Below are 12,483 nucleotides of genomic sequence, written 5' to 3' on the forward strand. Positions count from 1 at the left end.
TTCATTCTTTTAATTATAATGAACTTTCTAAATTAAATCAACCTGATAAAATTATTTAAATAAAAAGCTTTTTATAAAAGAAAAAAGAGATTGATAAAATATCAATCTCTTACTTTACTTCAATCTCTTCCTATAATATATACTTTAAAATATTTAATAATATCAGATTTATACTATAGAAAATTTATACCTTATAAACTTTTTAAACTTTCAATATTATGCGTTGTAGTTGTAGAATCCTCTACCAGTTTTTCTACCTAACCATCCTGCTCTAACATATTTTCTTAAAAGACTGTGAGCTCTGTATTTACTGTCTCCAGTTTCTTTAAATAATACGTCCATTATAGCTAAGCAAACATCTAATCCTATTAAATCTCCTAAAGCTAAAGGTCCCATTGGATGATTAGCTCCTAATTTCATTGAAGTATCTATATCTTCAACGGAAGCTATTCCTTCTGCATATATTCCAATAGCTTCGTTTATCATAGGGATAAGTATTCTATTAACTACAAATCCTGGTGCTTCAGCAACTTCTACTGGAGTCTTTCCTATAGCTTCTGACATAGCTTTTACTTTGTCAAAAGTTTCTTGTGAAGTAGCCATACCTCTTATTACTTCAACAAGTTTCATTATTGTTGCAGGGTTAAAGAAATGCATTCCTATAACTCTATCAGGTCTGTTTGTAGCTGATGCTACTTCTGTTATTGATAATGAAGATGTATTTGAAGCTAATATAGTTTCTTCTTTACAGATTTTATCTAATTCAGCGAAAATTTGTTTTTTGATTTCCATATTTTCAACTGCAGCTTCTATAACTAAATCACAGTCAGCAGCTAATCCTAAATCAGTAGTTCCAGTGATTTTTGATAATACTGCTTCTTTATCTTCTTCAGTTATTTTTCCTTTAGAAACTAATTTAGTAAGACCTTTGTTGATTCCAGCTATTCCTCTATCAACAAACTCGTCTTTGATATCTCTAACGATAACTTCATATCCTTTTTGTGCAAATGCTTGAACTATTCCAGCACCCATTGTACCTGCACCAATTACAAAAATCTTTTCCATATTAAGTTCCTCCTAAATACTCTCTTTAATTGGACTTTTCTGACTTAACAGAAAAGTCCTACACCATTAATTGAAAAATTTTATAAGTTTACCCTTGTTATATTATTTATTAATTAAGCTTCTTCCTTCATAGCTTTTAATTGAGCTATGAATTCTGGAACAACTTTATTTACATCCCCAACTATTGCATAATCAGCAATCTTCATTATTGGAGCATTAGCATCTTTATTTATAGCTATTATCATATCTGAATCTTGCATACCAGCGGCATGTTGAATAGCTCCTGATATACCACAAGCTACATATATATTTGGTCTAACAGTTTTTCCTGTTTGTCCAACTTGGTAATCTTTATCTACCCATCCTTTTTCTACTGCTGCTCTTGAAGCTGCTATTGATCCATTCATAACTTCTGCTAATTCCTTAAGCATTTTGAAGTTTTCTTCTGAACCAATACCTCTACCACCTGCAACTAATACGTTAGCTTCTGATATATCAACAATATCTTTATGTTCTTTAATTATTTCAACAATTTTTGTTCTTATATCATTAGAGTTGAATTTTATTTCAACATTTTCTACAGTTGCATCATTTTCTCCTAGTGGAAGTTTTTCAAAAACTCCAGGTCTTACTGTAGCCATTTGTGGTCTATGATCTGGACATACTATTGTAGCCATTAAGTTACCACCAAATGCTGGTCTTGTTGCTAATAAATCCCCACTTTCAACATCAACATCTAAAGATGTACAGTCAGCAGTTAAACCAGTTTCTAATCTTGCAGCAACTCTTGGACCTAAGTCTCTTCCTATGAATGTTGCTCCTATGAAAATTATATTTGGTTTTTTAGCATTAGCTAATTCACATATAGCTTTTGTATATCCATCAGTTGTGTAATGTTCTAATTCTGGAGCATCAACAACTAGTACTTCATCAGCACCATGTCTTGATAAATCTTCAACTAAATTTTGAACTTTATTTCCTATTAATAACGCTGTTAATTTTGATCCTAATTTATCAGCGATTTTTCTACCTTCACCTAATAATTCTAATGAAACTTTTTGTAATTGACCTTCTCTTTGCTCTGCAAAAACCCAAACGCCATTGAAATCTGCTTTATTCATCTTAAATACCTCCCATAATCCTTAGATGTAGTGTTTTTCTTTTAATTTGCCTAGTACATAAGTAACTGAATCTTTAGGTGATTCTTTAACTATTTCTCCTGCACCTTTAGCTTCTTTAGTCATTGATCTCTTAACTTTTGTTGGAGATCCTTTTAACCCTAATTCAGCTTTATCTACATCTATGTCATCAGCTGACCATACTAAGATTTCATCATCAGATGTTTCAAATATATTTTTAACATTCATGTATCTTGGCTCATTTAACTCTTTTATAGCAGTTAAAAGTACTGGAGCCTCAACTTTTATTAATTCATATCCATCTTCTAAAGCTCTATTTACTAATAATCCATCTTCTTCAACTTTAACGCCTTGAACATAAGTTACTTGAGGAATATTTAAATGTTCAGCTATTTCTGGACCAACCTGTGCAGTATCTCCATCGATAGCTTGTCTTCCTGCGAATATTATGTCATATTCTAATTTCTTTAATGCTCCAGCTAAAGCCTTTGAAGTAGCTAATGTATCTGCACCTGCAAATGCTCTATCAGTTATAAGAATTGCTTTATCAGCTCCCATGCATAAAGCTTCTCTTAAAGCTGATTTAGCTTGAGGTGGTCCCATACTTAATACAGTTACTTCTGCTCCATTATTATCTTTTAATTGTAATGCAGCTTCTAAAGCATGTTTATCCTCTGGGTTTATTATTGATGGAACTCCATCTCTTATAAGAGTTCCTGTTTTTGGATCTATTTTAACAGCTGTTGTATCTGGCACTTGTTTTAAGCAAACTACTATTTTCATCTCAAAGCCCTCCTAAAATTATCTTAATATGCTTCCTGCGATAACCATTTTTTGAACTTCTGAAGTTCCTTCGTAAATCTCAGTTATCTTAGCATCTCTCATCATTCTTTCTACTGGGTATTCCTTAGTATATCCATATCCACCGAATAATTGAACTGCCTTAGTTGTAACTTCCATAGCTACATCTGCAGCGAATAATTTAGCTCTTGCAGCATCTATAGAATATGGTTTACCCTCTTCTTTTAAACAAGCTGCTTTATATACTAAAAATCTTGCAGCTTCTATTTTAGTATCCATTTCTGCTACCATCCATTGTAATCCTTGGAATGCAGATAATGATCTACCAAATTGTTTTCTTTCTTTCATGTAAGCAACAGCTTCTTCTAAAGCTCCTTCTGCTATACCTAATGCTTGAGCAGCGATACCTATTCTACCACCGTCTAAAGTTTTCATTGCTATTCCAAATCCTTTTCCTTCTCTTCCGATTAAGTTTTCTTTTGGAACAACACAGTTTTCCATGATTAACTCAGTTGTTGAAGAAGCTCTTATACCCATTTTTTCTTCTAACTTGCCAATTGAGAATCCTGGGAAATTCTTTTCAACTATGAAAGCTGAAATTCCTCTTGTACCTTGACTCTTATCAGTCATAGCAAAGATTATGAAAGTATCTGCAACTCCACCATTAGTTATGAAGATTTTACTTCCGTTTAAGATATAATTATCTCCTTCTAATACAGCTGTAGTTTGTTGTCCTGCAGCATCTGTACCTGCTCCTGGTTCAGTTAATCCAAAAGCACCTAATTTTTCACCTTTTGCAAGTGGAGTTAAATATTTTTCTTTTTGAGCTGGAGTACCAAATTGATCTATTAATGAAGCACATAATGAAGTATGAGCTGAAACTATAACTCCTGTAGTAGCACAAACTTTTGATAATTCTTCAACAGTTAAGATGTAAGATAAAGTATCTCCACCAGCTCCGCCATATTCTTTGCTAAAAGGAATTCCCATCATTCCTAGTTTAGCCATTTTCTTAACATTTTCCATAGGGAATCTTTCTGTTACATCTATTTCTGCAGCTATAGGCTTAACTTCATTTTGAGCAAATTCTCTAACCATTTGCTTAACTAATTCTTGTTCTCTTGTTAATTGAAAGTTCATTTTTAATTACCCTCCTTAAATCCACACAACCATTTTGTTTAAAACATTACTTGTTTTTAAAGTTCTTTTCTCTTCTTTCTACAAAAGCACTCATACCTTCTGTTTGATCTTCTGTAGCAAAACATTTTCCAAAATCTTCAGCTTCTATAACTACTGCTGAATCTATATCAACTTGAATTCCTCTATTGATTGCATCTTTACATAACTTAACAGCTATTGGTGCATTATTAGATATCTTCTTAGCTAATGACATTGCTTCTTCCATTAAATTCTCTGGTTCAACAACCTTATTTACTAAACCAATTCTTAAAGCTTCATCAGCTTTTATCATGTCTCCTGTGTAAATAAGTTCTTTAGCCTTACCAGGTCCAACTATTCTTGGTAATCTTTGAGTTCCACCAAATCCTGGAGTTATTCCTAATCCAACCTCAGGTTGAGCAAACTTAGCCTTTGTAGTTGCTATTCTTATATCACAAGCCATAGAAATTTCACATCCACCACCTAAAGCGAAACCGTTTATAGCAGCGATTACAGGCTTGTCTAAATTTTCTAATCTTCTAAACACTTTATTACCTAAAAGTCCAAATTCTTTACCCTCTTCTTCATTTAGATCTTTCATTTCTGCTATATCAGCGCCTGCAACAAATGCTTTATCTCCAGCACCTGTTAAAATAACAACATATATATCATCTTGTTTTTCTATATGATCTATAGCAGTATCTAAGTCTTTTAAAGTTTCTGAGTTTAGTGCATTTAATGCCTTAGGTCTGTTAATTGTTAAAACCCCAATGTTTCCCTCTTTTTCAAAGATTACATTATTTAATTCCATTGTATTTCCTCCCTCATATACCATAGCGAATATATGGTTTTAAATAACTTAACAACTAATAACTAACAACTTAATATTTTTTATCCTATGCTTTTTCCAGAATTTATTGTTAATTTTGTAACAAGCAAAGACAAAAAAATAATTGAAGTACTCGGTACTTCAATTAAATTATAAAACTTAAAAGTAAATTTTTCAATATATTTTTTTGAAAATCTAATACTATTTTTCCATATTAAACAAATTTTTATAAAATAAATCCAATTTATTTTACATCATTGTGATTTAAAAGATATACTAAAGTCATCATACTTTCACTTAAATGTACATTCTCTACTCTTATATCTTTTGGCACCTCAAGATCTATAGGCGCAAAGTTCCATATACCTTTGATTCCACCTTCAACAAGGTCATTACATACCTTTTGAGCATTTGTTCTTGGAACACAGATTATACCTATTTCAATATCATTTTCTTTTACGAAATCTTTTAATTTTTCAACATCTTGTATCTCAACATCTCTTATTTTTATTCCAAACATTCTTGGATTAGCATCAAAAATACCTTTTAATTTAAAGCCTAATCTATTGAAACTATTGTAGTTTGCAATAGCCTGCCCTATGTTACCAGCTCCGATTATAACTGTGTTATAGTCTCTTGTAAGTCCTAATATACTCCCTATGTTATTGTATAACTCTTTTACATTATATCCATATCCCTGTTGCCCAAAATCTCCAAAACAATTAAGATCCTGTCTTATTTGAGAAGCAGTGAAGCCTATTTTTTCACTTAACTCTTTTGAAGATATTCTATCAACATCATTTTCCATTAATTCTTGTAAATATCTATGGTATTTAGGCAATCTTTTTATAACAGCCATAGATATGCCTTTTTTCTTTTCCATTTTAATAGCACCTCTTTCTAAAATTGTTCTTTTTTTAAAAAGCAATTACTTTTTAGACTGTATTCTAAAATCAAATGATAAAATTACAAATTTAACCTTCTAAAATATTACCATACCCTAAAAAGTTTGTCTATATTTTAACATTCTTTTGGTTTCACTATCAAAAATATATGTATTAAAGTGTATTTTTTACATTTAATTGCATTTTTTATATCATTAATTAATATTATTAAATTTATGTGATTCTATTATAAACTATCTTTCTAATAAATTTCTACAAAAAAAATAAGGCTTGCGTGGCTAAAACCCTACGTGCACACAAGCCTATTTAAACATTTCATAATGTTTAATATAAAAGTTTAAGGGAATTATTTACAATCTATACCCTATGCCTGAAAGTATTCTTACCATATTAAGATAGCAAAAAAACTAGCTCTTGTCAACAACATTAGACAAATTTCACGCCTATAAATTTTTATTTTTTAATATCCTACTTGAATTTATTACTGCTATTAATGTTACACCTACATCTCCAAATACAGCTTCCCACATATTAGCCATTCCTAAAGCACCAAATATTAATATTATAATTTTAACACCTAAAGCAAAGATTATATTTTGCCATACAATTTTATTTGTTTTCTTAGCTATTTTTATTGCTTTTATTATCTTACTTGGCTTATCATCCATTATTACCACATCTGCAGCTTCTATGGCTGCATCTGATCCAACTCCACCCATAGCTATTCCTATGTCTGCCCTAGCTAGTACAGGTGCATCGTTAATTCCATCTCCAACAAAAGCAACTTTTTTACCTTTACTCTTATCTTCAAAAATTTGCTCTAATTTTTCAACTTTATTTTGTGGTAATAAACTACAATATGCTTTGTCTAAGCCTAATTCTTTGGCAACACTATCTCCAACCTTCTCATTATCTCCAGTTAGCATAATTGTTTGCTTAACTCCTATTTCTTTTAATCCACTTATGGCTTCTTTAGAGTCCTCTTTTATTTCATCTGAAATAACTATATATCCTAGCTCACTCTTTTCATTTGCTAAATAAACAACAGTACCTATTTCATGAATTGGAGTAATTTTTATATTAAACATATCCATTAATTTTGAATTACCTGCTAAGAATGTTTCTCCATCAATGTCTACTTTTATTCCTTTTCCTGAAATTTCTTCATAATTTGAAATTAAGCCTTTGTTGATTTCCTCATTAAACTCACTTACTATAGATTTAGCAATTGGATGATTTGAGTAATATTCTGCATAAGCTCCTAATTTTAATAATTCTTCATTAGTTAACTTGCTTGTGCTCTCTGATTTTCTAACTTTAAATGTACCTTTTGTTAGTGTTCCCGTTTTATCAAAAACTATACTCTCTACATTATTTAGTGCCTCTAAATAGTTGCTTCCTTTTATTAAAATACCATTTTTAGAAGCTAAACCAATTCCAGCAAAATATCCAAGTGGTATTGATACTACTAAAGCACAAGGACATGAAACAACTAAGAATATTAAAGCTCTTGAAATCCATGGGGAAAAACTTTCTCCACTTATTACTAAAGGTGGAATAATTGCAAGGGCTAAGGCAGAGAATACAACTACTGGTGTATAATATCTTGCAAACTTAGTTATAAATTTCTCTGTTGGTGATTTTTTATTTCCTGCATTCTCAACTAAATCTAATATTTTAGAAACTGTAGATTCTCCAAAACTTTTTGTTACTTTTATTTTTAATAATCCACTTTTGTTTATTGATCCTGCTAATACATCATCTTTTGCCTCAACTTCTTTTGGTAAAGATTCTCCTGTTAATGCAGATACATCAAGAGTTGCCTCTCCTGATAAAACTACTCCATCTAGAGGAACTTTTTCTCCTGCTCTTACCACTATGATTGATCCAACATTAACGCTTTCTGGAGATACTCTTTTTTCCTCTCCATTAAGATCAATTAAATTTGCAAAGTCTGGTCTTATATTCATTAAATCAGATATTGATTTTCTTGATTTATTTACAGCATAGTCTTGGAACATTTCTCCTACTTCATAGAAAAGCATTACTGCTACCCCTTCTGGGAATTCTCCTATAGCAAAAGCTCCAATTGTGGCTATAGCCATCAAGAAGTTTTCATCAAATACTTGTCCTCTTAAAATATTCTTAAATGCCCTTAAAAGAACTTTTCCACCTGCTATAATATAAGCTACACCAAATATAATAAATTCATACATTTTATCTAAATTAACTATCATTCCTATTATAAATAAGGCTAAAGCTATTCCTAGTCTAAAAAGTTCCTTCTTTTCTATACCTGAATTTCCTCCATGACTATGTGAATGTCCATGTTCATGAGAATGTGAGTGACTCTCTACATTATTGTGTTTATGAGATTCTCCTTCTCCACAGCATCCATCATTACATGTATTAACTGAAGATTTTATTTTATTTTTATCCTTTAAAACTTTCACATCTGGCTCTAAATCTAAAACTATTTTTTCAACTTTCTCTTCTAATTCTTCTTCTGAAATCCCTTCTTTAGGAGTTATAAGTAAAAGTTTTGTTGAAAAATTAAGGACAGCTTCATCAACATCAGTAAGTTTATTAACTTTATCTTCAATTTTCCCAGCACAGTTTGCACAGTTTAAGCCGTCTAAATAAAGCTTTATATCTTTCATGTCTAAATACCTCCTTTACTCTAAAACGTGATTTAAACCTTCATTGAATATGTGTTTAACATGATCATCATCTAAAGAGTAATAAACTATCTTACCTTCTCTTCTAAACTTAACTAGCCTAGCTTGTTTTAAAACTCTCAATTGATGAGACACTGCTGATTGACTTACACCTAATAGTTCAGCCATATCACATACACACATTTCTCCTTCAAAAAGGGCACATAAAATTTTTATTCTTGTTGAATCTCCAAAAACTTTAAATATTTCTGCTAATTCATAAAGTACTTCTTCCTTTGGCAAATGTTCTTTTACCCTACTTAATATATCTTCATGGATATAAGAACAGTTACAACTTTCTATTTTATTATTATCCATATTCTTAACTCCTATTATTCATTTTTACATATGAGCATCTGTTCATATGTTCACTTTTATTATATGTCTCTTTTACAAAAAATGCAACTAAAAAAAGACCGCACCAAAAATTTTATTGATACAGCCTTTTTTCATTATTTATTTAAAAACATTTCTATCTTTTTTAATATGTCTTCTTCTCCAACTACAAGGAGATTATCATCTTTTTCAAACTTTAAATATGGTCCTGGAGATATTATAAGCTCTCCTTTTCTTCTTATGGCAACAATAGTAGCTTGTGTATTTTGCCAAAACTTAGACTCTGAAACACTCTTACCTATAAGAGTACAATCCTTTGGTAATTCTATTTCTATAGGTGTTAAAGGATTTGTATATCTAAGTCTGTTAGAGTAATCCACTATTTTATCTATCATTTCACCTATATTTTTTTCTATAGCCTTTTTTTCTTCCATTAAGGATTCTATATCATGTTTTAAAGATGTTACACTTTCAATTGAATGAAACCTATTTATGAAATTATAAGCATTATCTTTTGAAATAATTGTTACTCCGCTACCCTTGCTTGATGATACTACTTTCATGTCTTCTAATAATTTAACAGCTTTTCTAACTGTTTCTGGTGATACATTGTAACTACTTGCTAAAGTTGATCTACCATGTATCTTTTGTCCTACCTTTATGTCATTATTATATATTCTACCTGCAATATCTAAAGCAATTTGCTTATATATAGGTTCATTTACCTTACTCTCCATCTCATTTCCTTTCTATTATAAAAATTACTTTAATCAATATATATATAATTGATTTTAACATATTTTATCATCTAAAGGAAATATTTGTATTAAGCTATAGCTTCAGAATAGACTGCCTTTGTATTTCTAGCTATGCAATCACTTATATATTTAACTATACTTCTACATGCAAAGTATGCATATTGCATATCATTCTCATAACTTTCTCTTTTTCTATATAGCTTATGAGCTTCTTCTAAGAAAAACTTCACAGACATATTACCCCATATTTTAAAATCATCCTGTGATGGAGTATATGTTTTAGCAAAACTAGCTAACTCTTTTTCGTATTTAACATGTTTATTCATACTATGCTTAAATTCCCATCTTTCACTATGAGGAATACAGAAAAAATCACATATAAAGTGACATATAACTCCTAACTCCTGACTAAATCTACTAACTGAAAATTTCTTTTTAAAATCATACATACTAAGTGATGCTAATTTTTTTATCTTATTAACTATCATATCAAAAGATTCATCTAAATAATGCTTCTTTAATTTATATTTTGAAACCATATCAGGTTTTACATTTCCATATATAAAGTTTTTATCACTTATTTTAAAATCTACGTCAACATCTCTCAATATATTTTGTGCAATAAGAATATGAGTGTTCATTAACATAATTTATTACCTCTAATCTCTTTAAAAAAGTTTCTTATTAATATGATATTTCATATCAATTAAAAGTATATTACAAAAACAACTTAAATTTATTAATTAATTATTAATAAACGGTTTATTTATTGTATGAAATGCTTCCTCCTCTACAGTTTTAACCCAATTTACCTATTTAATTCTTAAAATTATTACATTTTAAAGATAATTATTATTTATATTCCAATTTTGCTTTTTTATATCGTAATGCTTAAGAGAAGATTTCTTTTAATATTTACTCTATTTAAAATAAATTTTAATTTTAATAAAACATTATAGATTTATATAAAAGTTCCTAAAATTAAAAAGCTAGGAATGAAAAACTTCAATTCCTAGCTTATAAAATACAAATTAATAATTATATTGTCCTACATTTTCACAAATTCTTATATCTAAAAGATCATCTGAAAGAGTTTTTTTGTATGAACATAAGAACTCATTTAATTCACTATCCTGAAGATCTATATTTTTAGGACTAGTTATAAGAACTTTATTATTTTCTAAAATTAACTCAATATCATTTTTTTCGTTTTTAATAAAATATGTAGTAACAGTAGATGTTTTTACTTTTCCCTTATACTTCTCTTGAAAACTCAAAGTTTTTCTTAAATTCTCATAATCTCCACCTTGAATTCCTAAGTTACTCATATCTATACCTAAGTTTTTCATTTGCCCTTCAATATCACCCATATCAAAGCCATATCTCTTAAGCATTTCTGTTTGAATATTTAAAAACTTTTCTTGAGAAATATTATTTTCATTCATATATTTAGTTATCTCTCTAGAAAGCTCCATCATACTCATTTTTCCTTGAGCTACTGAATAATATAAATCATAAATATATGACTCAAATTTATCTATATCTTTATCTCTTGCCTTATTTTTTAACTCATTAAAATCTACAATTCTATCACTCATAAAACAATACCTCCGTAAAGTTCAAACTTATATTATTACTATAATAACATAAAAATATCTTTATAACATATTTTAAGGATTAAAATTAGTTATATTTTAATTAAATTTAAATTTTAAATAATTTTATGTCTTTTTAACTAAATTATAGATATTAAAAGTAACTAAAAAGTCCTATATCATACACCTAAAGTATATGATATAGGACTTTTTTTACATAAGTTTATAAACTTATAGATATTCTTTAAATTCCTTCTTACCACTAATAGAATTTAATAGATGCTTAATCTCTTGGTCCCTACCTTTGTCCATGACCAAAATAACATCTCCTGCATCAACTAATACTAGATCTTTTATTCCAAATCCTATTATTAATTTTTCCTTTCCAAAAACGGAACAATTCTCACATTCCTCTAAAAAAACATTATCTGAAGTTCTATTATTTCCATTAGGTCCTAAAAATCTACTTAGAGCTGAGAAAGTACCTATATCATCCCAAGAAAAATCACATTTTATAACAAAGGATCTTCTTGTTTTTTGCATTACTCCAAAATCTATAGATATTCCATCAATTAAAGAATACTGCTCTTTTATTATTTCTTCCTCATCATCTTCTCCAATGTGTTGATATATCTCCATTAAACATTTATACATCTTAGGAATATATTTTTCAATTTCTCTCAATATAACATCAGTACTCTTAATAAAAGTGCAATGCAACAGCCAGTAATTGGGAATATAGAATTTAACTTATATCAAGAGAAATTAAAGCAATCAATGAAAGAAAAATATTATAAACTTGTAACTGATTATAATATTAGCGAAGAAGAATATATGGAAAATATAGATATATTTATATATGTTCATTATCCATTTACTCTAGATGAGGGATATCTTTCTCCTAAACATTTTAAAACCTTTTGTGGGCTATTTATGATTCCTTACACACTAATAGCAGATGAATATTATTTATTTGTTTTAGGTGACTATGCAAATGATATTTTAAACATACGAAAAGCTTTCAAATACACTCAAAAAGATTTATCAAAAGAACTTAATATTAGTCCTGTTGATATTTATAAGTTTGAATCTTACTTAAAATACCCCACAAGATTACAATATAGAAAAATAAGCGAAATAATGTAGAAAGCTAGTGGCATTTGCCACTAGCTTTTATAAT

At 29.1% G+C, this 12,483-nt stretch carries 12 protein-coding genes and 1 pseudogene; 1 reads left to right on the forward strand and 12 read right to left on the reverse strand.

Translation table 11 applies throughout. From position 1 onward, the window contains the following. Positions 1–216: 216 nt before the first annotated feature. The 12 genes and pseudogenes from CPF_RS12605 to CPF_RS12660 all read right to left on the reverse strand — a co-directional run. Positions 217–1,065 (reverse strand): 3-hydroxybutyryl-CoA dehydrogenase, encoded by an 849-nt coding sequence (locus tag CPF_RS12605; protein WP_003454476.1) that lies wholly within the window; start codon positions 1,063–1,065, stop codon positions 217–219. Positions 1,066–1,178: 113 nt separating this feature from the next. After that, a complete protein-coding gene (locus tag CPF_RS12610) occupies positions 1,179–2,186 on the reverse strand; it encodes an electron transfer flavoprotein subunit alpha/FixB family protein (protein ID WP_003454260.1) in 1,008 nt (335 codons plus the stop codon). 21 nt (positions 2,187–2,207) lie between these two features. Next, a complete protein-coding gene (locus CPF_RS12615; protein WP_003460115.1) occupies positions 2,208–2,987 on the reverse strand; it encodes an electron transfer flavoprotein subunit beta/FixA family protein in 780 nt (259 codons plus the stop codon). An 18-nt stretch (positions 2,988–3,005) separates the two neighbouring features. Then, a complete protein-coding gene (locus CPF_RS12620; protein WP_003454427.1) occupies positions 3,006–4,145 on the reverse strand; it encodes an acyl-CoA dehydrogenase in 1,140 nt (379 codons plus the stop codon). Between the two features lie 46 nt (positions 4,146–4,191). Beyond that, positions 4,192–4,974 carry a short-chain-enoyl-CoA hydratase gene (locus CPF_RS12625; protein ID WP_003467423.1) on the reverse strand — a complete coding sequence of 261 codons (783 nt, stop codon included), beginning with the start codon at positions 4,972–4,974 and terminating at the stop codon, positions 4,192–4,194. A gap of 262 nt (positions 4,975–5,236) precedes the next feature. Further along, a complete protein-coding gene (locus tag CPF_RS12630) occupies positions 5,237–5,875 on the reverse strand; it encodes a redox-sensing transcriptional repressor Rex (RefSeq protein WP_003454253.1) in 639 nt (212 codons plus the stop codon). A 465-nt stretch (positions 5,876–6,340) separates the two neighbouring features. After that, complete coding sequence (locus CPF_RS12635) at positions 6,341–8,557, reverse strand: heavy metal translocating P-type ATPase (RefSeq protein WP_011591103.1); 2,217 nt, start codon at positions 8,555–8,557, stop codon at positions 6,341–6,343. Positions 8,558–8,572: 15 nt separating this feature from the next. After that, positions 8,573–8,932, reverse strand: a complete 360-nt coding sequence (locus tag CPF_RS12640) for an ArsR/SmtB family transcription factor (RefSeq protein ID WP_003454170.1) — start codon at positions 8,930–8,932, stop codon at positions 8,573–8,575. Between the two features lie 134 nt (positions 8,933–9,066). Next, positions 9,067–9,687: a TrkA C-terminal domain-containing protein gene (locus CPF_RS12645; protein WP_003454289.1), complete on the reverse strand. Its 621-nt coding sequence runs from the start codon at positions 9,685–9,687 to the stop codon at positions 9,067–9,069. Positions 9,688–9,776: 89 nt separating this feature from the next. Then, complete coding sequence (locus CPF_RS12650) at positions 9,777–10,355, reverse strand: zinc dependent phospholipase C family protein (protein WP_003457835.1); 579 nt, start codon at positions 10,353–10,355, stop codon at positions 9,777–9,779. A 384-nt stretch (positions 10,356–10,739) separates the two neighbouring features. Further along, complete coding sequence (locus CPF_RS12655; RefSeq protein WP_003454445.1) at positions 10,740–11,306, reverse strand: DUF3867 domain-containing protein; 567 nt, start codon at positions 11,304–11,306, stop codon at positions 10,740–10,742. Between the two features lie 228 nt (positions 11,307–11,534). Continuing rightward, a pseudogene (locus tag CPF_RS12660) lies at positions 11,535–12,011 on the reverse strand (mannose-1-phosphate guanylyltransferase); the annotation flags it as partial. 6 nt (positions 12,012–12,017) lie between these two features. On the opposite strand from CPF_RS12660, the gene CPF_RS12665 reads away from it, so the two are divergent. After that, entirely contained in the window at positions 12,018–12,449 is a 432-nt protein-coding gene (locus CPF_RS12665; RefSeq protein ID WP_011591106.1) for a helix-turn-helix domain-containing protein, read from the forward strand. Positions 12,450–12,483 lie beyond the last annotated feature (34 nt).

The sequence above is a fragment of the Clostridium perfringens ATCC 13124 genome (assembly GCF_000013285.1).
In the GTDB taxonomy this organism is placed as follows: domain Bacteria; phylum Bacillota; class Clostridia; order Clostridiales; family Clostridiaceae; genus Sarcina; species Sarcina perfringens.

What these genes read in the sequence shown, in the direction of transcription:
- CPF_RS12605 (WP_003454476.1), bottom strand. Translation starts at nt 1,065, where the DNA reads ATGGAAAAGATTTTTGTAATTGGTGCAGGTACAATGGGTGCTGGAATA.
- CPF_RS12610 (WP_003454260.1), bottom strand. Translation starts at nt 2,186, where the DNA reads ATGAATAAAGCAGATTTCAATGGCGTTTGGGTTTTTGCAGAGCAAAGA.
- CPF_RS12615 (WP_003460115.1), bottom strand. Translation starts at nt 2,987, where the DNA reads ATGAAAATAGTAGTTTGCTTAAAACAAGTGCCAGATACAACAGCTGTT.
- CPF_RS12620 (WP_003454427.1), bottom strand. Translation starts at nt 4,145, where the DNA reads ATGAACTTTCAATTAACAAGAGAACAAGAATTAGTTAAGCAAATGGTT.
- CPF_RS12625 (WP_003467423.1), bottom strand. Translation starts at nt 4,974, where the DNA reads ATGGAATTAAATAATGTAATCTTTGAAAAAGAGGGAAACATTGGGGTT.
- CPF_RS12630 (WP_003454253.1), bottom strand. Translation starts at nt 5,875, where the DNA reads ATGGAAAAGAAAAAAGGCATATCTATGGCTGTTATAAAAAGATTGCCT.
- CPF_RS12635 (WP_011591103.1), bottom strand. Translation starts at nt 8,557, where the DNA reads ATGAAAGATATAAAGCTTTATTTAGACGGCTTAAACTGTGCAAACTGT.
- CPF_RS12640 (WP_003454170.1), bottom strand. Translation starts at nt 8,932, where the DNA reads ATGGATAATAATAAAATAGAAAGTTGTAACTGTTCTTATATCCATGAA.
- CPF_RS12645 (WP_003454289.1), bottom strand. Translation starts at nt 9,687, where the DNA reads ATGGAGAGTAAGGTAAATGAACCTATATATAAGCAAATTGCTTTAGAT.
- CPF_RS12650 (WP_003457835.1), bottom strand. Translation starts at nt 10,355, where the DNA reads ATGTTAATGAACACTCATATTCTTATTGCACAAAATATATTGAGAGAT.
- CPF_RS12655 (WP_003454445.1), bottom strand. Translation starts at nt 11,306, where the DNA reads ATGAGTGATAGAATTGTAGATTTTAATGAGTTAAAAAATAAGGCAAGA.
- CPF_RS12665 (WP_011591106.1), top strand. Translation starts at nt 12,018, where the DNA reads ATGCAACAGCCAGTAATTGGGAATATAGAATTTAACTTATATCAAGAG.